Source organism: Pseudoxanthomonas sp. CCNWLW251, from assembly GCF_037402255.1.
Classification (GTDB): Bacteria; Pseudomonadota; Gammaproteobacteria; order Xanthomonadales; family Xanthomonadaceae; genus Pseudoxanthomonas_A.
In genome coordinates, this window is record NZ_JBBEGA010000002.1 from 378,552 (window position 1) to 397,534 (window position 18,983).

Consider the following 18,983-nt stretch of genomic DNA (forward strand, 5'->3'; position numbering starts at 1 on the left):
GCGCGACGCCTGCGCACGAAGGCACGGGCATGGGTGAGGGTCGGCCTAGTCTAGTGTCAAACCCGCGGCGCGGGCCCACCGTGCGATGAACCCACCGTCCGTGGCGAGGTCACAGCAACGCCCAGAGTACCTGCAGCAGGCCCCACAGCGAGACGGTCCAGACGATGGTACGGAGGTACGGCACGCCCGCCGCGTACAGCGGCACGTAAGCAAGACGCGCCCAGAAATAGCACTGCGCGCCAAGCGCGGTGCCGGCGTCGCCACGATCGAGCGCCACCACCGCCAGCGTGGCGGCAGCAAAGAACGGGAAGGTCTCCAGGAAGTTGCGCAATGCACGATCCATCCGTGCGGCGACGCCCTCCAGCGGCGGCAGCACGGCATCGCGCGCACCGACATTCCACTTCAATCCACGTTGCCGGGTGGTCAGCGCGGCCCCCAGCAGCACATGCGCCAGTCCCAGTGCGATGGACCAGGCGAGCATCTTCAGTTCAATCGGCATGGTGGACGGCCTCGTGCAAGGTCCGCCCACTCTAGCGCAGCCCCGCGCACGCCCGCGCGCACCTGGCGGCTGCAGTCTTCGCCGTAGTTCACGGCTTGCACGCGGCGCTGGTCCAGGCGCTTGTTGTAGCGCGATGGTGCCGGACGGATCGGCGAAACCTTCGCAGGCTGACGGCGAGCACGCTGCTGCGACACGGCGGTGCCATCTGCGCACGCGGGTGCAATCGGCTCGCCGCCCCCGATGGGAAGGTGGAGGCCCCACCGCACCGCGACCCCGGGTCGCCTTCACCGGACCGGAAGCATGGCCCTGCCACCCTCCCCGCATGACATAGACCTGCAACGCCGGCACGTGATGCTGGCGGGCGCCGCCGTCACCGCCGCCGCGCTGCTGCCCCTGGCGGCGTGCAGCCGCCCGCCGGCGGCTACTTCCGCGACATCCGCGCTGCCTTCCCCTCCCCCCGCCATCGAGAGAACCACCATGGGCCTGTTCACCACCAAAGACGACGTGCAGATCTACTTCAAGGACTGGGGTCCTAAGGACGGACCTGTGGTGACCCTCAGCCACGGATGGCCACTCAACGCGGACAGCTGGGAATCCCAGGCCTACCACCTGGCCGCCAACGGCTTCCGCGTGATCGCACACGACCGGCGCGGCCACGGACGTTCGAGCCAGCCCTGGGACGGCAACGACATGGACCACTACGCCGACGACCTGGCGCAGCTGATCGAACATCTGGACCTGAAGGACATCACGATGTTCGGCTTCTCCACCGGCGGCGGCGAAGTGGCGCGCTACATCGGCCGCCACGGCACCAAGCGGGTGAAGAAGGCCGGCCTGGTATCCGCTGTGCCGCCGCTGATGGTGAAGACCGAGGCCAATCCCGGCGGCCTGCCCATCGACGTGTTCGACGGCATCCGCGCCGGCCTGCTGGCCAACCGTTCGCAGCTGTTCAAGGACATCCCCTCGGGCCCGTTCTTCGGTTACAACCGCCCCGGCGCGAAGCCATCGCAGGGCGTCATCGACGCATGGTGGCTGCAGGGCATGATGGGCGGGCACAAGAACACGTACGACAGCATCAAGGCGTTCTCGGAAACCGATTTCACCGAGGACCTGAAGAAGTTCGACGTGCCGACCGTGATCATCCATGGCGACGATGACCAGATCGTCCCGATCGATGCCGCCGCGCGCGCGTCGGCCAAGCTGGTGAAGGGCAGCCAGTTGATCGTCTACGCCGGCGCCCCGCACGGCATCACCGATACGCACAAGGACAAGCTCAACGCCGACATGCTGGCGTTCGCCAAGGCCTGACGGCCCGGGCAAGGCCTGCGCGGTCCGCACAGCGCGGGCCGCGCACCGGCAGCCGATCTGCCGGGCCGGATCACCCATTGCACCCTCCGTGCTTGCGGGTAGGCGGCGATTTGGGTATCACAGTGCGACGGGGTGTCGGCCCCCAGGGGACAGCATTGGCGATACACCAGGACCTTTGGCGGCCCGTGCACTGGGCGCAACGCTTCGCGGCGGCGTTCGCGTGGCTGTTGGCCGCCACCTTCACCCTGGTGAACATCGGCGGCGTGCACTTCGTCGACGACAGCGTGCCGGTGATCGGCGTGATGGTGGCCATCGCTACCTGGCGCAGCGAGCAGCGCCCGGTGCGCCTCGCCGTCGCCGGGCTGCTGGCGGTGCTGTTCCTGCTGCACCTGTGGCATTTCCATGCGCTCGGCACCTGCCTGGTCCTGGCCGCGACCGCGATCATCGTATGGACGCGGTTGTGGCGTGGCTTCTGGCCCGAGTTCGTCATGCGCGTATTCGCCGCGGCGCTGCTGCTGCTCGCCGTGCAGCCGGTGCTGGGCGCGCTGCAGCCCGGCGGCGTGGCCGAGATCGGCTGGTCGGTCGCGCTGTCGGCGCTGGCGATGTTCCTGCTGGTCTATACGCCATCGCTGCGCTCGGGCCGCACGCTCGACGCAAGTACCGAACTGGCCGCCTTCGTGCTGGCGTTCGCGGCGCTCGCCCTGATCGGCTGGCACGTCCCCGGCAGCCTGGTCGGGAAGATGGGCGTGGCCTATCCGCCCATGCGGCCCATCTCCACGCTCTGCGTGGCGCTCGTGGCGCTGGCCCTGCTGCTGCGCCAGCGCGAACAGGAACGGCCTGCGTGGATCCTGCTGGCCGTGGTCACCGTGCCGTTGCTGCTCACGCTGCTGCAGACGCTCGGGGGCATCGTCACCCCGGCGAATGCCCTCCTGCATCGGCTCGGCTGGCTGCCTCGCCTCACCACACCACTGATCGGAGGCTATACCGACTACGGCGTGCTCACCGCATGGCTGGCGGTCGCCGTGCTGCCGCAGGCACTGGAGCGCTGGGAAAGCCTGCGCTGGGGCATCACCCGCGGTCTCGGCATCGCGATGGCCTCGGTCGCCGGCATGGCGGCGCTGGGCCTGCTGATCCAGTTGCCTTATCACCGTGAAGGCCTGTCGATCTACCAGGTATCGCTGACCGCATCGGCGCAACTGGTGGCGGTGGGCCTGGCACTGGCGGTGGCGGGCGAAAACTCGCTGCGCCATCGCCTGCTCGGCGTCATGCCGATGGCGGCGGCGCTGCTCCTGGGCGGCATGTACTGGGTCGCCGCGACAGCCGATCGCGATGCGATGGCGCGCCGCGTGATGGAAATCCAGACCGCCAGCGCCACGCCCACCTTCCTGCGCGGCATGGAACTGCGGCGCGGTGCATTGCGCCAGTTGTCCGCCGCGCTGGCCGCGGCCCGGCCGGACGCCGCCGAAGTCCTCTTCGACCAGCATGTCGAGGACATGGTGCGCGTCTACGGCGCATTCCGTGTCGTACGCAGCGTGGGCGACGACGGCAGCGAACTGCGGTGGGTGCGGCCTGGCTTCGATGCCCCCGCGGCGCCCTCGCCCGCCGGGCCGGTGGCGGAAGAAGGCCACCTGCAATCGGTCCCCGGCGGCTGGTGGCTGACCGTCGATGTCGCGGGGCGGCGCACGCAGGCCTTCGTCGCGCTGGATGACTTCGTCACGACACTGAGCAAGGCGGTGCTGTCGGACCGCCCCGTCCGCGCCACGGCCGAGGGCATGGCCACGGTGGAACAAGGCCAGCCCGTGGGATCGCCCCTGTCGGTGCAGACGGTCGCGCTGCCGGGCCATGACGTGCAACTGGAAATGTGGTCCCCGCCAGCACTCAGCTCGTTCGTGCTGCCGCGCGCCCTGGTGGTGGGCGGCCTGAGCAGCGGACTGCTGATCGCGTTCGTGCTGTTCCTGCTCGAACTCTCGCGGCGGCGCTCGTCGGAAGCGGCGGAGACTGCGCGTTCGCTGCTGCTGGAGACCGAACGCCGCCTGGATGCGCAGCGGCGGCTGAATGATGCCGCCGCGATGGACAGCGCCACCGGCCTGCCGCGTTTCTCGGCCCAGGCCAACCTCATCACCGAGAGGATCGCAACGCCCTCCATGTCGGGCCACGGCCTGGCGATCATGGACCTGGACGGCTTCGGTATGGTCAACGATTCGTTCGGCCACGACGGCGGCGATGAAGTGCTGCGCCGCATGGGCCAGCGCATTTCCGCGGCATGCGGCGAACAGGGTTTCGTGTACCGCTACGGCGGCGAGGGCTTCCTCGCGCATTTCGCCGACATCGACATCGACCAGCTCACCCGCATCGCCGAAGACATCCGCCGCGCCGTGGGGCAGCCGATCGCGCTGTATTCCACGCATCCCTCCTTCACCGTCACGGCCAGCATCGGCCTGGCCCATTCGCCCGAACACGGCATTGACCTGCAGACCCTCCTGCGCAGCGCCGACGATGCCCGGCACCTCGCCAAGCGCGCAGGCCGCAACCAGGTGCGACTGCCTTCCGCCAGCACGCAGCAGGAAGCCAACGACCGCCTGAGCCGCGTGACCGCCCTGCGCGAAGCCGTCGCCCGCGGCCAGTTGCGACTGGCGTACCAGCCCGTGGTGGCAGGCGACACGCTGCAGCTGACCGGATTCGAGGCGCTCGCACGCTGGCGGCATCCCGCTTGGGGCGAGGTGCCGCCATCGGTGTTCATCCCGCTGGCGGAAAGCGCGGGGTTGATGGAAGACATCGGCCATTTCGTGCTCGAACAGGCCTGCCAGCAGCTGTCGCGCTGGCGTGCGATGGGCCTGCGCACGCTGGGCATGGCGGTGAACCTGTCGCCCAGCCAGCTGGGCCAGCCCACGCTGGCGCCGTGGATCGCCGACTGCCTGCAGCGCCACGCACTGCCCGCCAACGCACTGACGCTCGAACTCACCGAGAGCGTGCTGGTGGAAGACATGGGCGCGGCGCAGCAGATGCTGCAGTCCCTGCATGCGCTCGGCGTGCAGCTCGCGCTGGATGACTTCGGCACCGGCTATTCCAGCATGTCGTACCTGCAGCGCCTGCCGCTGGACATCATCAAGATCGACCGCAGTTTCGTTGACGGCATCGCCGCGGAAAGCACCGACCGCGCCATCGCGCGCACCATTCTCGTGCTCGCCCACGAGATGGGCCTGCGCACCATCGCCGAAGGCGTCGAGACCGCCGAACAGATGCACGCCCTGCAGCAGATGCGTTGCGACGAGATGCAGGGGTATTTCTTCGGCCGGCCGATGGAAGTCGAAGAGGCCACCGCATTGGCGCGCGGCGAGCTGCGCCAGGCACAGACATAGCCGGGCGCGTTTCGCCTTATCCGCGCAGCAGGCCCCTCATCGCCGTCGCAGCGTGGCTGTCCGGGAAGACGCGGGCCTCCAGTGCCGATGTCGCGATGCCCAGGTGGTCACCGATCACGCCTTTGAACAAGCTGCGCAGGTCGGTCGTCGCACGCAGGTCGCGGCCCTCGTTGAGCTGTGCCGGCGCCAGGCCTGGCCAGTCGCCTGCGATGCGCCCTCCCGCCACCGTCCCGCCGGCCAGCATCGCCAGCGTGCCGGTGCCGTGATCGGTGCCGCCGGTGCCGTTGACGGCGGCCGTGCGCCCGAACTCGGTCACCACCATCACCACCGTGCGCGCCCAGAGCGCGCCGATGCCGTCATGGAACTGGCGCAGGCCCTGGTCCAGTTCGGCCAGCTTGCGCGCCAGCACCGGCCCCTGCTGCGCATGGGTGTCCCAACCGGTGTTTTCGACAAAGCCGATGCGCGGGCCATCGGGCGCGGCCATGAAGCGCGCCGCCGCCGCCATCGCCTGCGGCAGGCGCGCCACGTTGCCGCCAGCCTGCATGGCCTGCGCCGCGACCGCCTGTTCGAACGGCTGCGCGAGCTGCGCATCGGCGGCGTAGAGCGGTTGCAGGCGCTGCAGCAGGATCGGATTGACGTCTTCCGGCAATGGCGGCGACCACGTCGTCGCGTCGGCCGGCCCGCGCAGGATCAGCGGCATTACCGTGCCGACCGCAAGTGCACGCGATGACGGCAACGCGGCGACGCAGCGGTTGAGCCAGCCGTTCGAGGCTCCACCGCCCACGGCGGTGCCGCTCTCCAGATTGTCCTGTGCCTCGAAGTGCGAGCGCAGCCGATACGGCGGTGCCACGGCGAGCACCGGCAACCATTCGCGACGGGCGTGGAGTTCATGACTGAAGGCCAGCGCCGGATGCAGCGCGAAATCGCCATCGAGCCGGCGCGCATCCTTCACCATCAGCGCCCCGCGCATGCGCGCCAGCAGCGGGTCGCCGACGGGGATCACCGCGTGCAAGCCATCCAGCCCGCCCCGCAGCAGGACGACCAGCAACCGCGTGTCCTGCGCATCGGCCGCGCCTGCCAGCCGCGGCCATAGGCTGAGCGTGGTCGCAGCACCGCCGGCCGCGAGGAAATGGCGTCGGGTCAGTTTCACTGTCAGCTCCTCCACTGGAAGGCGGGACTGGCGAACAGCAACGCCAGCCCTTCGCGCGGCGATTCGGCGCGGCGCAACGCCAAAGCGGTATCCGCACCCAGCTGCGGACCGAAGACGTCTCCGGCGACGCGCAACGGATCCGGGCCGGTGCCCGTCGCGGTTTCGGCCAGCGTCTGCGCGGCCTGGATGCGCTTCCATACCGCATCGGCGCCACTCCATTCCGCCGCATCGTCGGCGAAGCCGGCGGGTGAGCGCGGCGTGAACGGCGGTTGCCCCAACCTTCCCAGCAATCCGACCAGCGCGCGCGGCTGCTCGCCCGGCAACGTGCCGGTGCTGCGCAGTGCCGACACGACGAACTCGTCCGGTGTCTTCAGCTTGCGTGCGTCGGGCGCCCAGGCGTCGGGGCTGTCGATCATCGCCGCGTACACGGCGCGTAATGCACCGCCGCTGCGCTCCCACGCCCCGGCCATGCGATCCACCAGCGCACGTGGCGGTGCGTCGCTGACGAAATGCCGCGCAAGCTTGCCGCAGACGTGGCGCGCCGTGGCGGGGTGCACCGCCAGGTCGCGCAGGATGGCGCGGCCCTGGGCTTCGCCTTCCGCCGCGTAGCGACGCCCGAGCACGTCGCGCGTGCCCGCTTCGTGCGCGTTGGCGCGGAACCGGAACGCCGTCGCGGCACCCGCCCCGGCGTCGCGCGGCAACGGCACGCTCCAGCCGGTGATCGCGCGCGCGAGTTCGCGCACGTCCTCCTGGGCGTAACCGCCATCGACGCCCAGCGTATGCAGTTCCAGGATCTCGCGCGCGAGGTTCTCGTTGAGGCCTGTGCGCGGCGCATCGTCGTCTCCGTCTTCCCGGCGGCGACGCGCGCGCTGCGCCAGGCGCGACTGTTCGCCCATCGACCGCACGTTGTCCAGGTAACGCAGCATCGCGGGGTGTTGTTCCACCGCGACAAGCAGGTCGGCGAAGGTACCGGTCACGTGCGGGCGGATCGCTTCGCGCTCCATGGGCGCGGCATACAGGGCCGCCGTTCGCTTGTCCGCGGAGACGGCGAAGTGGTTCGACCAGAACCGTACCAGCCGTTCGACGAAGTCCTGTCCGGTGGCGACCGCCTGCCGGTAGCGCCAGCCGAGTTCGTCCAGCTGCGATCGGGCGAAACGTTCGCGGAACCCCATTGCCGCATCGCGGTCGCCATTGCGAGCCGCGCGCCGCGCACGCAGGTAGTCGTATTCCTGCCGAAGGTAGTCCACGCTGGTAGGCAATGCGGCGCGCGGCGCGACGGCTGGCGCCTCGAGCTGGGCATGCAGCCAGCCTCGCGGGTCGTCGACCTGCGCCAGCGTGCCGGGTCGCGCGCCCAGGCCGAAGCGGTTGGCGGCGCTGATGGTTTCGCGGCGGATCATCGCGGAGTTCCGTGGGGCGATACTCCTTCCAACGCGCGGCCCGCATCCGCGTTGACACGCTCCACGTATCGTCAGCGATGTCGAAGCGGTTTCACACGACTGGAGCGCCGACCTGGCCCTCGCGCAATTGCGCCATGAACGCGCGTCCCGCCGGGCCCGGTGGCGTGTCCTTGCGCCACACCGCGCGCATCGGCATCTGCGCGTAGCGTGGATCCGCGTCTGCGATGCGCAGGCGTTTCAGGCGGCCCGCCGCGAGGTCCTCTTCGACGATGTGCATCGGCATGTGACCCCAGCCCAGCCCGGCGCGCAGGAAGGCATGCTTGGCGCCAAGGTCTGCAAGCCGCCACGTCAGCGGCGACTGCACCGCGAAATCGCGACCTGCCGTCAGCGGTGTGCGATCGGTGAGCACCAGTTGCACATGCTGCGCCAATGTCTTCGTCGGAACAGTGCCGCGGATGCCGGCCATTGCATGCGCGGGCGCGACCACGGTGACGAAGGGCACCGACACCAGCGGCTCCACTGCCAGCACGTCCGGCAGTTCCGGCAACGAGCCCACCACGCCGATGCGGCAAGTGCCGTCCAGCACCGGCTGGATCACGCCGCCCAGCACTTCCACGTAGAGCCGCAACGGCGTGTGCGGAAACGCGATGCCGCTGTGCGCGGCGGCGCGCGTCAGTGCGTCCATCGGGAACATGACGTCCACCGCGACCGACAGTTCCGGCTCCAGTCCCTCGGCCATGCTGCGGGCACGCGCCTTGAAGGTGTCCATGTGCCCGGCCACCGCGCGCGCTTCCACCAGCAGCGCACGGCCGGCGTCGGTGAGTTGCGGGTAGCGGGCACGGCGGTCGAACAACGTGACGCCCAGTTGCAGCTCCAGGTTCGCCAGCGTCTGGCTGACCACCGACTGCGCACGCCGCAGCTTGCGTCCTGCGGCGGAGAAGCTGCCCTGCTCGGCGGCGGCAATGAAGGTGCGCAGCTGGTCCAGGGTGACGGCATCGAGCATCTATCGCTCCGAACGATGGATTTCATCGAAATATATAGGCTTCCGGGATGCATGGCGACGGCCTAACCTGCGCTCCGTACCCGCTGCACCCACCACCCCATTCCTGGAGTCCACCATGTCCACCGTTACCGCCACCCCGACCACCACCCGCCTTCCCGCCCTGCGTGGCGCCGCCGACCTTGTCGGCCGCAGCCTGCTCGCCTCGCTGTTCGTCATCTCCGGCCTCGGCAAGCTGGCCGCCTACGCCGGTACCGCCGGCTACATGGAGTCCGTCGGCGTCCCCGGCGCCCTGCTGCCGCTGGTCATCGCGCTGGAAGTGCTCGGCGGCCTGGCCATCATCGCCGGCTACAAGACCCGCATCGTCGCCAGCATTCTTGCGGTGTTCTCCATCGCCAGCGCTGTGCTGTTCCACAGCAACCTGGGCGACCAGATCCAGCAGATCATGTTCCTGAAGAACGTCGCCATCGCGGGTGGTTTCATCACGCTTGCGGCCCGCGGCGCCGGCAGCTGGAGCATCGACAACCGCTGAAGTCGCTTCATGTCCTACCTGGAACGCCGGCACCCGCCGGCGTTCTGCATTCCAGGCCCTGCCCGCACGCCGGTACAAGCGCCCGCCGGAAGCGCATGCCAACGTGTGGACTGACCCGTCCGTGGAGCCGCGCATGCCCGGTCGCCTCCTGCTCGCCTTCGGCCTTGCCATGCTCCCGGCAGCGGGGCCTTCCCATGCGGCGGACGTGGGTCGCCTGCCGGTGACCGCGTTCGCCACGTTGCCGCCCGATGCGCGGCACCCGGAGAGTCTGGACGTCGATCCTGCGAGCGGCGAGGTCTACGTCGGCACCTTCGACGCCCGTTCACCCGAGACCGACCGCGACAACCAGGTGCTGCGTTTCGGCGCCGACGGCCGCCTGCTGGCGCAACGCCGCTTCGGGGCTACCCCACTTACCGGCGTGGCGTATCGCGACGGCCACGTCTACGTACTCAACTTCGGGGCATCGAAACTCCAGCGGCTGCCGGCCCGGTTCGATGCAGACAGCACGGTGGAGGATGTCGCAACGTTCACGGCCCTGTCGCCGACAGCCCCGCCTGCACGCCGTGTCGACAATCCGGATGGCAGCCAGGACACGATCACGTATGGATCGCAGGGTTTCCCGGCGATCAACGGACTGGTGTTCGACCGCGCCGGCACGCTGTATGTCTCCGACTCCTTCCAGGGTGCGATCTACCGCATCGCGAAGGCGACCACATGCCGGCCCTGCACCATCGACGTGTTCGCGCGCGATCCATTGCTCGCGACCACGGGCGCACTGCCGTTCGGCGCGAACGGACTGGCCTTCAATGCCGACGAATCGATGCTCTACATCAACAACGCCGGCGACGGGCGCGTGCTGCGCAAGCGCATGCCGGACGGTGCGATCGACGTGCTGACCGACGGCACTTACGGCGCCGATGGCCTGCTCTTCCACCGGGGATTGCTGTGGGTCGCCGCCAACCAGATCGACACGATCGTGGCACTGGACGAACAGGGGCGCGTGCGCCATCGTGCCGGCGACTTCCTGGGCGTGGATGGCGACGGCACACCGCGCGGCCTGTTGTTCCCCGCAGCGACCGCCGTGCAGGGTCGCCGCATGATCGTCGCCAACCTGGCCCTGCCCCTCACCGCCGCGCGTGGGGATGAGTGGGAGGAGGACGTCACCCGCTGGAACCTCGTGCAGTTCGATCTTCCCGATCCGCCACCGCCTGCCCACTGAGGAACACCCCATGCTCAACATCACGCCCTTCGGCTGGTTCCACACCGCCATCAGCCTGGTCTCGCTGTTCGGCGGCCTGTACGCGCTGCTGCGCTATCACGACATCCGCTATGCGACGCCGCTCGGCAAGACGTACACGTGGTTCACCGTCGCCACCTGCATCACCAGCTTCTTCCTGATGCGGACCGGCAAGCTGAGCGAGGCGCACGGACTGACCGTGCTGACATTGATCGTGCTTGCGTTTGCGGTGCTGCTGGGGCGCAACGCCGTATCCGGCTCGTGGCGGCACGTCGCCGCATCGCTGGGATTCACCCTGACGGTGTACTTCCACTTCATCCCCGGCTTCACCGAAACGCTCACGCGCGTGCCGATCGGCGCGCCGCTGGTCTCCGGGCCACAGGACCCGCTGCTGCAGAAGCTGGTGGGCGGCACCTTCCTGGTGTTCCTCGTCGGCATGGTGCTGCAGGTGCGCGCACTGCGCCGCGGACGCACGACCCTGGCACAGCCTGCGACCTGAGCCAGCGGACGCGCGGCGGCCATGCTGATCGCGCTGCCGGCGCTGGACGCCCTGCTCGCCGCGCACGCGGCGTCGCTGGGCGGCGACGCCATCGCCTATCGCCACCACGCGTACCGGGTGGCGAACTTCTACTGGCTGCTGGCACCCGGCGATGCCCTCGCGCTCGAGAAGCTGAGCATCGCGGTCGCCTTCCACGACCTTGGAATCTGGACGGCCGGCACGTTCGACTACCTGCCACCGTCGCGCCAGCTGGCGCGCGCGCATCTGCATGCCACCGGCCACGCGGACTGGTGCGACGAGGTCGATGCGATGATCGATGCCCACCACCGGATCCGCGAGCTGCCACCCGGCACGCGGGCCAGCGTGGAGGTGTTCCGACGTGCGGACTGGATCGATGTCAGCCGGGGCGCGCGCCGCTTCGGGCTTCCTCGCGATGCCGTGCGCGAGGTGATCGCCGCCTTCCCGAATGCGGGCTTCCACCGGCGCCTGGCGATGCTCACCCTGCAGCGGTTGCGCCGGCACCCGCTGGATCCCTTGCCGATGATGCGCTGGTGACGCGATGGGCCTGTCTCGCCAAGCCGACGAACGGTCGTTGACTTATATAGTTAGGACTCCTAACTTATTGGCCATGATCGATACCCCCTTCCAGCGCAGGCAGGCCACCCGGGGCCTGGAGCAGCTCGCCCACTTGGTGCGCGCGCAATCGTGGCGCCAGGATGGCACGCCTTCGCTGCCGCCGACGCAGGCGGCAGTGCTGCGCATGCTGCAGGGCGTGCAGGACGGCCTGCGTGCCCGCCAGATCGCAGAGCGCCTGGGCGTGTCGCCGGCCAGCCTCAGCGACTCGCTGAAGGCGCTGGAAGGCAAACAGTGGATCCGTCGCACGCCAGACCCCGACGATGCGCGCGCGGCGCGCGTAAGGCTGACCTCCTCCGGCTCGCGCATGGCCACGCAGTTGCAGCGCCCGGACCAGGGCATGGGCTCGTTGGTCGAATCTCTGGGCGAAACCGACCTCGGCGCCCTGCTGCGCGTTACCCAGTTGCTGGTGAACGAGGCGCAGGAACAGGGGTTGGCCACCGGCCTGCGGACCTGCCTGGGCTGCGAGTTCTTCCGCCCCTTCGCCTCGGGCGAACCCGGGGCACCGCATGTCTGCGCCTTCCTCGGTACACCGTTCGGCGATGCCGAACTGCGCGTGGACTGCGCCGAACAGCAGCCCGCCGATGACGCACAACGGCTTGGAAGCGTGGCCCGCTTCCGCCAACCGACTCCGCCGTAGGCGGAAACAAGATGGGCGGCGCCCGACTGCAATCGGACGCCGCCCGGTACCTCCCACCCACCCTGCAAGAGCAAGCAAGAGGAATTCGATTATGCGCCAGAACACATCCCGCAAAAAAACATCCGCCACACGCTTCGCACTGGCCACCGCGCTCGCGCTGGTCGTCGGCGGTCTGCAGGCCCATGACGGCACGTCGCACACCGGCGGCATCAAGCCCGCCGCCGACAAGGCGGTGGTCGCCGATTTCGACATCGTGCACACCAGGATCACCACCGAGAAGAACATCGCCACCTTCCACATGGCCGTGTCCGGCAAGGCCGGCAAGAGCACGCCCGCCGCCACCGGCAAGCTGGCCGGCAGCGATGTGTTCTCCTACGTGTGGCCGACCACGATCGATCCGTACGAAGTCGGCTTCGAGAAAGGCGCCGGCATCCTGGCGATGGCGGTCACCGCGCATCCGGATTTCGACGACACGCCGCTGTACGACGAGAACGGCGACGGCAAGCTCGACAACGACGGCAACCTCTGGCACAGCCACTGGGTCGTGCTGAAACCGAACGAGGCCTGCGGCCCTGGCGCGCTCGCGGTGGTCGACATTCCCGAAGGCAGCAAGCCACGCCTGCCGAAGACGTGGCCGGGTTTCCCGATCCTGCTCGACAGCCCGGGCTGGAGCCCCACGCTCAATGCCGAGACGGTGGAAGTGAAGGTGCCGTTCGACGACATCGGCGTGGTCACCGCGGGCAGCTTCGACGGCGTCACCGCCGGCCTGCGCGTCAATGCCAGCGTGCATGCGCCGCTGCTGTGCGTGGTGGACGTGTTCAAGGTCGCTTCGGGCAACCTGAGCCTGCCCGGCAAACCCAACCAGTAAACCGCTGTACGCGCCACGCGGTGACGGTCCGCTTCCCGGACCGTTCGCCGCCGCGCATCACGAGATCACCCCCATGACAACGCAAACCCGACCGGCGCCACCCTGGCAGGTGGACCGCTGGTTCAACACATCCGACGCCATCACCCTGGAATCCCTGCGCGGCAAGGTCGTCGTGCTGGAAGCCTTCCAGATGCTCTGCCCCGGCTGCGTGTCGCACGGCCTGCCCCAGGCCGCGCGCGTGCATGCCACGTTCCCAGACGACCAGGTCGCCGTGATCGGACTGCACACCGTGTTCGAACACCATGACGCGATGACGCCGGTGTCGCTGCAGGCCTTCCTGCGCGAATACCGCATCGGTTTCCCGGTCGGCGTGGACCGCCCCGGCACGCACGGACCGATCCCCCAGACGATGCAGGCCTACGCGATGCGCGGCACGCCCACGCTCACCCTCATCGATGCGCAAGGACGCATCCGCCACCAGCACTTCGGCCAGGTCAGCGACCTGGTGCTGGGGGCGCAGATCGCGGCGCTGGTGCATGAGGCACAGGCGGGCCCACGTGCCGGTGGAGAGCAGTCCCGGACGGTGGCGGGTGAAAGCTGCGGTCCGGAGGGATGCGCGCTGCCTGCGTGAAGCCCGCTGGCCGGTGGCCACCGGTAGTGGCGTTGGATGAGGCACAGGGGTTTCACGGCGCGTTCGCGCCCGTTGAGTTTGGATAGCACCATGCACCGTTCGGCCACCCCTGCCACCTTCCCGCTGATGCATCGCCTGGCCTTCATGGGCCTGGGGATGACCTTGGCGCTGATCGGTGGCGCGCTGTTCCCGTAACCCGGTTCATCAGACCAGCGAAGGGTCCAGTTCCGCCGCCCAGGCCAGTGCAATCATCCGCTCCTCCGGCGCGAACGTCCGCATCTCGGTCTGCGGCATCAGGTGATCGACCACGCCGGTCACCGCCACCAGCCACCGCTTGTCCGTCACTACCGCCGCCCGCGCGAAGCGCGCGTACTCCCCGCGCTTCGCCAACGCGTAGCGCAGATCCTTGCCGATCACGTCCACCGACAGTCCGTGCAGGTCGCTGATGTCGCCGAGTACGGCGATGCGCGGAAACTGCGCCAGGCGCATTTCGATATCGGCGATGCAGGCGTCATAGTCCTCGCCGGTCAATTGGTCGCTGAAGCGGTAGGCAGCCACGTGCGGTGGGCTGCTCAGGATCTCGATCATGCGAGGCACTCCGTCGAAGGGAGTGCCCGACCATACCCGTCGGCGCCCGCAGGCGCGTCAAGGGCGCTTCACGAAACTGGATCGCGTGCCACGTCGCGCCCCATCATCATCTCGATGACCCGCGCGGAACCGCCTTCGTGGAAACCCGTCTGCGGGGCGAAGCCGCGGGGATTGTGGAAGGTGCCGAACAGCAGATCGAACACCGGCAATTCGGAATAGTTCTGCCGGTGCAGGCCGCGCGCGTGATGCCAGGAGTGCATCTCGGGGCGCTCGACGAACCAGCCCAGCCAGCGCGGCGTGCGTACGTTGGCATGGGTCAGCATCGCCAGCAGTGTGGCTGCCAGCAGTGCAAACGTGGTCGCCTCCGGACTCAGCCCGACGACCAGCGTCAGCGCGAGACTGCCGACAGCGGTCCAGCCCAGCGTATCGAGCGGACTGAACCAGAACGTGCTGAACGTATCCAGCCGCTCCGCACTGTGATGCAGCTGGTGGCCGAAGCGCCACAGCACGTCGTTGGCATGCAATGCACGGTGCCACGCGTACGCGAGCGCCTGGTACACCAGCAGGCCGACCAGTCCACCGACCGGCCACGCGAGATGGCTCAGGTCGACCAGCTGCAGGGGCAGCAGGTACTGCGTCCACAGCATCGGCAGATAGGACGACAGCAGGAAGTAGAACACCGCCGCCAGCAGGCCCCGCGTGCGCCAGCGCGCGACGCGGGGGAGTACGCGCGCGGGGGCGATCGCCTCCCACAGCATCAGCACGGCATACATGCCGAAGAAGGCGAACGACAGGGGGTGAAGCAGGAGTTCGAGGGGCGATGGCATGACGGCAGCAGCTCTGTTCTACTACGGGGAGGCGGCACGATACGGGCCGCCACGCCCTGGCACCGCAGCCATTTCCGCCGCCAACCTGACATTTCCGTCATGCCGCGCCGCGATCCCCCCACCATCGCCCTGCTCGCCACCCACGGTGCCGCCGCGTCGGTGCTGTACGGCATGTACGACCTGTTCAATTCCGCTGGTCGCGACTGGCCGGCGATGATCGGGGAGCCACCGGGTGCTTCGGTGTTCCGTCCCATCGTGGTGGCCCGCGACACCACGCCCATGCCGGTCATCAACGGCATCGTGGTGACCCCGGAAGTCGCGATGCGCGACCTGCCCGCCCCGGATTTCATCTGCATCCCCGACCTGGCCATCTATCCGGGCGACATCGCCCTGCACGGCTACGAAGAGGAAGCTCACTGGCTGCGGGACTGCCATGCCCGCGGCAGCGTGATCGCCGCCGCCTGCACCGGCGCGATGCTGCTGGCGGAAACCGGCCTGCTCGACGGCAGCGATGCGACCACGCATTGGGCGTACTGCGACGCGATGGCCGAGCGGCACCCCCGCGTGAAGGTCCATCCGCAACGCGTGGTCGTCACCGCCGGCCCGGACCAGCGCCTGGTGATGGGGGGCGGGGGTTCCAGCTGGCAGGACCTGTCGCTGTACCTGATCGCACGCGTGGCCGGCATCGAATGCGCCATGCAGACGGCGCGCGTGTTCCTGATCGACTGGCACCAGACCGGCCAGCAGCCCTTCGCCAACCTGGCGCGTACGCGCACCAATTCGGACACCGCGGTCACCCGGTCGCAGGTGTGGATCGCGCAGCACTACGACACGTCGGCGCCCGTCGCGGGCATGTTGCAGGCCAGCGGCCTGGCCGAGCGCACGTTCGCGCGCCGGTTCCAGCAGGCGACGGGCCTGTCACCGCTCGAATATGTGCACACGCTGCGGCTGGAAGAAGCCAAGCAGCAGCTGGAAACCGGTGACGACGCCGTCGAAGCCATTGCGCAGGCCGTGGGCTACGAGGACGCGGCCTACTTCAGCCGCCTGTTCCGGCGCAAGGTCGGCCTGTCGCCCGCGCAGTACCGCCGGCGCTTCGGCGGCATGCGCCGCATGCTGCAGCAGGCGGGCGCACCCTAGCGCCCGCTGCGCATCCCTCCTCACGCGCGCCGCAACGACCAGAAGCCGATGTCGCGTCGCACGCGATAGCCAAGCTGCTCGTACAACTGCTTGGCCCGCGGATTTTCATGGCTGACATGCAGGAACGGCTGCACACCACGCGCGAGCGTGTCGTTGGTCAGCCATACGGTCAGGCGACGCGCGTAGCCACGGCCATTGAAATCCGGGTGCGTGCAGATCGCGCTCATCTCGCGGGTGGCGTCGCTGCCCAGACGTTCCCCGATCATCGCGGCCAGCCGGCCATGTTCGTAGATGCCGAAGTAACGTCCCATGTCCATCGTGCACGGCCTGAAGTAGTGCGGATACACCAGGGCCGTCAACGCCAGCACGTCGGCCCGCTGGGCTTCGCCCAACGGCATGATCTCCGGCCCGTCCACAGACGCCAGCGGCGCATCGCAGACCATCTGGGCCAGCGGCCGGAACGCCTGCAGCGCCCAGCCCGCCGGCATCGTGGGCGCGACGCCGAGCAGATAGACCGATTCGCCCGGCGCGACCAGGCGTTCGAAGGCATCGCCCACGCGGACCGCAGGGGACGCGACCCCGAGGAACGGCGCGTGGTCGGCGGGATACCGGGCTACCTCGCCCGCACGCAAGGCGATGTCGCGGTGGATCGAATCCAGCGCGGCCCAGAATGGATTGTCGAGTGTGTCGGTCATCGGCGGGCACGAGGTGCGGAACCGTGATTATCCATGCCGGACACGCAAGGTCATGACGCGGCGAACCATGGTGCATCCCACCGCCGCGCTACGTATGCTGCGCGCATGACGACCCCTGCCCTCCGCTTCCTGCTGCGCGTGCTCCCGATTGCGTCTGCGCTCCTTGTGGCGGCCTGCGCCACCGCACCCCCCACCCCTATACGCCCGCCGGCCGACACGCGCAGCGAAATCGTGCGGCGCATGCCGGCCAAGGTCGCCGACCGCGAACGCTGGGCCGCCGACATCGAGACCGCGTTCGCGGCCCAGCGCATCGAGCCCAACAGCGAGAACATCTGCGCGGTGCTGGCGGTGACCGAACAGGAATCCGGCTATGTCGCCAATCCGGCGGTCGCCAACCTGCCGAAGATCGCACGCGGCGAGATCGACCGTCGCGCGTCGGCCCTGCACGTACCGGGGTTCATGGTGGATGCCGCGCTCGCGTTGCGTTCACCCGACGGGCGCAGCTACGCCGAGCGGCTGCGCGCGGTACGCACGGAGCGCGACCTCAGCGACATCTACCAGGACTTGATCGGCAGCGTGCCGCTGGGCAGACGGCTGTTCTCCGACTACAACCCGGTGCAGACCGGCGGGCCGATGCAGGTGGGCATTCCGTTCGCAGAATCGAACGCATCGGACTATCCGTATCCCGTCGAGGGCAGCATCCGCGACGAAGTATTCACCCGTCGCGGCGGCCTGTATTTCGGCATCGCCCACCTGCTGGGATACCAGACGCCGTACACGCGCAAGGTGCATCGCTTCGCCGACTACAACGCCGGCTGGTACGCCAGCCGGAATGCGGCATTCCAGAACGCCGTCGGCATCGCGGCCGGGGTGCCGCTCGCCCTGGACGGCGACCTGCTGAATCCCGGCGCACCGCTGGACACGCCGGGCCAGACCGAACGCGCGGTCCGCAGGTTGGCCGACGCGCTGCGGATGGACGATCGTGCGATCCGCGCCGCACTCCAGCGCGGCAACCGGCTCGACTTCGGCGATACCGATCTGTACGCGCGCGTGTATGCCCTGGCCGAGGCCCGCGCCGGCAAGCCGCTGCCGCGCGCGATGATCCCCGGCATCAAGCTGGAAAGCCCCAAGATCACCCGCGACCTCACCACCGCGTGGTTCGCCACGCGTGTGGACGAGCGCTACCGGCATTGCCTGCAGCGCTGAGCACGCGCGTCAGCCGGCCAGCCCGCCCCACCAGCGCGCGAACGCCTGCCACGGCTGCGTGCCCGGCACCACGTGCATCAGCACGAAGTTGACCACGAACACCAGCGTGACGAAACGGAACACGCCGCGGCCACGCGGGGCGCCACGTTCGCACCACATGAGCAGCCCCAGCACGGCGAAGGTCAGCGCATAGCCGACCCACGACGGATTGATGCGCACGCCTTCGGGCAACAGCGCCAGCACCAGGCGCGCCATCGCCGGATCGATCATCACCAGCGCCGTGGCCACCATGTAGCGCGCGTGCAGCGCGGAATCGCGACGATGGCGGATGGCCAGGCCCCAGAACAACGCCAGCATCACCGACGCCGCCGTGCCCAGGTACAGCAACATCGCCTGCAGGCCGAACATCTCCGGCGGTGCCGCGGCCATGCGCAGCTGCGACAGCCACAGCGCCGTCACCAGCACACCCGGCATCACGCCGTACGAGAACTGCCCCACCTGCCGGTGGAGCGACATGCGCCGCGTCCGCACCAGCCAGGGCTGTACCAGCAGCATCGCCATCCATGCCAGCATGAGGCCGGCATGCAGGTGCGTGACCAGATCGGCCAGGCTCAACCGGCTGAAGTACGTCTTCCAGAATCCCGCCAGCACCAGTGCCGCCAGCGCCAGGATCCACGCCGCGCTGCCGATGCCCCATGGGCCAGCCCGGCGCGGCACCGCGCCCGTTGCAGAAACCATCACACCACCTTTGTCCGGATCGTGGCAGGTTGAACGCCC

At 69.0% G+C, this 18,983-nt stretch carries 19 protein-coding genes; 11 read left to right on the forward strand and 8 right to left on the reverse strand.

Annotation, left to right across the window (positions count from 1 at the left end):
- Positions 1-109 precede the first annotated feature (109 nt).
- Positions 110-499, reverse strand: a complete 390-nt coding sequence (locus WBN46_RS08710) for an MAPEG family protein (protein WP_192201611.1) — start codon at positions 497-499, stop codon at positions 110-112.
- A gap of 477 nt (positions 500-976) precedes the next feature.
- Between WBN46_RS08710 and WBN46_RS08715 the strand changes: the two genes are divergently transcribed.
- Together WBN46_RS08715 and WBN46_RS08720 are read left to right on the forward strand one after the other, a co-directional pair.
- Positions 977-1,807 (forward strand): alpha/beta hydrolase, encoded by an 831-nt coding sequence (locus WBN46_RS08715; protein WP_337731903.1) that lies wholly within the window; start codon positions 977-979, stop codon positions 1,805-1,807.
- Between the two features lie 185 nt (positions 1,808-1,992).
- The gene (locus tag WBN46_RS08720) at positions 1,993-5,166 is read left to right on the forward strand and encodes a bifunctional diguanylate cyclase/phosphodiesterase (RefSeq protein ID WP_337731178.1); all 3,174 of its coding nucleotides are present in this window, start codon (positions 1,993-1,995) and stop codon (positions 5,164-5,166) included.
- A 16-nt stretch (positions 5,167-5,182) separates the two neighbouring features.
- On the opposite strand, the gene WBN46_RS08725 is transcribed toward WBN46_RS08720, so the two are convergent.
- The 3 genes from WBN46_RS08725 to WBN46_RS08735 all read right to left on the reverse strand — a co-directional run bounded on the left by WBN46_RS08725 (position 5,183) and on the right by WBN46_RS08735 (position 8,716).
- Positions 5,183-6,316, reverse strand: coding sequence for a DUF1501 domain-containing protein (locus WBN46_RS08725; RefSeq protein WP_337731179.1), 1,134 nt, complete (start codon positions 6,314-6,316; stop codon positions 5,183-5,185).
- 2 nt (positions 6,317-6,318) lie between these two features.
- Positions 6,319-7,713, reverse strand: a complete 1,395-nt coding sequence (locus tag WBN46_RS08730) for a DUF1800 domain-containing protein (RefSeq protein ID WP_337731180.1) — start codon at positions 7,711-7,713, stop codon at positions 6,319-6,321.
- Positions 7,714-7,804: 91 nt separating this feature from the next.
- Positions 7,805-8,716 carry a LysR family transcriptional regulator gene (locus WBN46_RS08735; RefSeq protein ID WP_337731181.1) on the reverse strand — a complete coding sequence of 304 codons (912 nt, stop codon included), beginning with the start codon at positions 8,714-8,716 and terminating at the stop codon, positions 7,805-7,807.
- 115 nt (positions 8,717-8,831) lie between these two features.
- Between WBN46_RS08735 and WBN46_RS08740 the strand changes: the two genes are divergently transcribed.
- From WBN46_RS08740 to WBN46_RS08770, 7 genes are all read left to right on the forward strand, one after another.
- Complete coding sequence (locus WBN46_RS08740; protein ID WP_337731182.1) at positions 8,832-9,245, forward strand: DoxX family protein; 414 nt, start codon at positions 8,832-8,834, stop codon at positions 9,243-9,245.
- 133 nt (positions 9,246-9,378) lie between these two features.
- On the forward strand, positions 9,379-10,464 hold the full coding sequence (locus WBN46_RS08745) for a hypothetical protein (protein WP_337731183.1): 1,086 nt from the start codon (positions 9,379-9,381) through the stop codon (positions 10,462-10,464).
- Between the two features lie 10 nt (positions 10,465-10,474).
- Positions 10,475-10,981, forward strand: coding sequence for a hypothetical protein (locus WBN46_RS08750; RefSeq protein WP_337731184.1), 507 nt, complete (start codon positions 10,475-10,477; stop codon positions 10,979-10,981).
- A 21-nt stretch (positions 10,982-11,002) separates the two neighbouring features.
- A complete protein-coding gene (locus WBN46_RS08755) occupies positions 11,003-11,536 on the forward strand; it encodes a hypothetical protein (protein WP_337731185.1) in 534 nt (177 codons plus the stop codon).
- 73 nt (positions 11,537-11,609) lie between these two features.
- Positions 11,610-12,254 (forward strand): MarR family transcriptional regulator, encoded by a 645-nt coding sequence (locus WBN46_RS08760; protein ID WP_337731186.1) that lies wholly within the window; start codon positions 11,610-11,612, stop codon positions 12,252-12,254.
- Between the two features lie 91 nt (positions 12,255-12,345).
- On the forward strand, positions 12,346-13,122 hold the full coding sequence (locus WBN46_RS08765; protein ID WP_337731187.1) for a hypothetical protein: 777 nt from the start codon (positions 12,346-12,348) through the stop codon (positions 13,120-13,122).
- Between the two features lie 73 nt (positions 13,123-13,195).
- Positions 13,196-13,753: a redoxin domain-containing protein gene (locus tag WBN46_RS08770; protein ID WP_337731188.1), complete on the forward strand. Its 558-nt coding sequence runs from the start codon at positions 13,196-13,198 to the stop codon at positions 13,751-13,753.
- Between the two features lie 204 nt (positions 13,754-13,957).
- On the opposite strand, the gene WBN46_RS08775 is transcribed toward WBN46_RS08770, so the two are convergent.
- Both WBN46_RS08775 and WBN46_RS08780 read right to left on the reverse strand, forming a co-directional pair.
- Positions 13,958-14,341, reverse strand: a complete 384-nt coding sequence (locus tag WBN46_RS08775) for an STAS/SEC14 domain-containing protein (RefSeq protein WP_337731189.1) — start codon at positions 14,339-14,341, stop codon at positions 13,958-13,960.
- A 68-nt stretch (positions 14,342-14,409) separates the two neighbouring features.
- The gene (locus WBN46_RS08780) at positions 14,410-15,168 is read right to left on the reverse strand and encodes a sterol desaturase family protein (RefSeq protein WP_337731190.1); all 759 of its coding nucleotides are present in this window, start codon (positions 15,166-15,168) and stop codon (positions 14,410-14,412) included.
- A gap of 99 nt (positions 15,169-15,267) precedes the next feature.
- Here WBN46_RS08780 and WBN46_RS08785 point away from each other — a divergent pair, with 99 nt between their 5' ends.
- Complete coding sequence (locus tag WBN46_RS08785) at positions 15,268-16,305, forward strand: helix-turn-helix domain-containing protein (RefSeq protein ID WP_337731191.1); 1,038 nt, start codon at positions 15,268-15,270, stop codon at positions 16,303-16,305.
- A 20-nt stretch (positions 16,306-16,325) separates the two neighbouring features.
- Here the strand turns inward: WBN46_RS08785 and WBN46_RS08790 are convergent, their stop codons facing one another.
- Entirely contained in the window at positions 16,326-17,000 is a 675-nt protein-coding gene (locus WBN46_RS08790) for a GNAT family N-acetyltransferase (protein ID WP_337731192.1), read from the reverse strand.
- Between the two features lie 105 nt (positions 17,001-17,105).
- On the opposite strand from WBN46_RS08790, the gene WBN46_RS08795 reads away from it, so the two are divergent.
- The gene (locus WBN46_RS08795; RefSeq protein ID WP_337731193.1) at positions 17,106-18,206 is read left to right on the forward strand and encodes a DUF1615 domain-containing protein; all 1,101 of its coding nucleotides are present in this window, start codon (positions 17,106-17,108) and stop codon (positions 18,204-18,206) included.
- A 9-nt stretch (positions 18,207-18,215) separates the two neighbouring features.
- Here WBN46_RS08795 and WBN46_RS08800 read toward each other — a convergent pair whose 3' ends face one another.
- On the reverse strand, positions 18,216-18,944 hold the full coding sequence (locus tag WBN46_RS08800; RefSeq protein ID WP_337731194.1) for a hypothetical protein: 729 nt from the start codon (positions 18,942-18,944) through the stop codon (positions 18,216-18,218).
- Between the last annotated feature and the right edge of the window lie 39 nt (positions 18,945-18,983).

Excerpts from the sequence above, each read along its gene's own strand:
- WBN46_RS08710 (WP_192201611.1), bottom strand. The coding sequence starts at position 499 with ATGCCGATTGAACTGAAGATGCTCGCCTGGTCCATCGCACTGGGACTG.
- WBN46_RS08715 (WP_337731903.1), top strand. The coding sequence starts at position 977 with ATGGGCCTGTTCACCACCAAAGACGACGTGCAGATCTACTTCAAGGAC.
- WBN46_RS08730 (WP_337731180.1), bottom strand. The coding sequence starts at position 7,713 with ATGATCCGCCGCGAAACCATCAGCGCCGCCAACCGCTTCGGCCTGGGC.
- WBN46_RS08735 (WP_337731181.1), bottom strand. The coding sequence starts at position 8,716 with ATGCTCGATGCCGTCACCCTGGACCAGCTGCGCACCTTCATTGCCGCC.
- WBN46_RS08740 (WP_337731182.1), top strand. The coding sequence starts at position 8,832 with ATGTCCACCGTTACCGCCACCCCGACCACCACCCGCCTTCCCGCCCTG.
- WBN46_RS08745 (WP_337731183.1), top strand. The coding sequence starts at position 9,379 with ATGCCCGGTCGCCTCCTGCTCGCCTTCGGCCTTGCCATGCTCCCGGCA.
- WBN46_RS08750 (WP_337731184.1), top strand. The coding sequence starts at position 10,475 with ATGCTCAACATCACGCCCTTCGGCTGGTTCCACACCGCCATCAGCCTG.
- WBN46_RS08755 (WP_337731185.1), top strand. The coding sequence starts at position 11,003 with ATGCTGATCGCGCTGCCGGCGCTGGACGCCCTGCTCGCCGCGCACGCG.
- WBN46_RS08760 (WP_337731186.1), top strand. The coding sequence starts at position 11,610 with ATGATCGATACCCCCTTCCAGCGCAGGCAGGCCACCCGGGGCCTGGAG.
- WBN46_RS08765 (WP_337731187.1), top strand. The coding sequence starts at position 12,346 with ATGCGCCAGAACACATCCCGCAAAAAAACATCCGCCACACGCTTCGCA.
- WBN46_RS08770 (WP_337731188.1), top strand. The coding sequence starts at position 13,196 with ATGACAACGCAAACCCGACCGGCGCCACCCTGGCAGGTGGACCGCTGG.
- WBN46_RS08775 (WP_337731189.1), bottom strand. The coding sequence starts at position 14,341 with ATGATCGAGATCCTGAGCAGCCCACCGCACGTGGCTGCCTACCGCTTC.
- WBN46_RS08780 (WP_337731190.1), bottom strand. The coding sequence starts at position 15,168 with ATGCCATCGCCCCTCGAACTCCTGCTTCACCCCCTGTCGTTCGCCTTC.
- WBN46_RS08785 (WP_337731191.1), top strand. The coding sequence starts at position 15,268 with ATGCCGCGCCGCGATCCCCCCACCATCGCCCTGCTCGCCACCCACGGT.
- WBN46_RS08790 (WP_337731192.1), bottom strand. The coding sequence starts at position 17,000 with ATGACCGACACACTCGACAATCCATTCTGGGCCGCGCTGGATTCGATC.
- WBN46_RS08795 (WP_337731193.1), top strand. The coding sequence starts at position 17,106 with ATGACGACCCCTGCCCTCCGCTTCCTGCTGCGCGTGCTCCCGATTGCG.
- WBN46_RS08800 (WP_337731194.1), bottom strand. The coding sequence starts at position 18,944 with ATGGTTTCTGCAACGGGCGCGGTGCCGCGCCGGGCTGGCCCATGGGGC.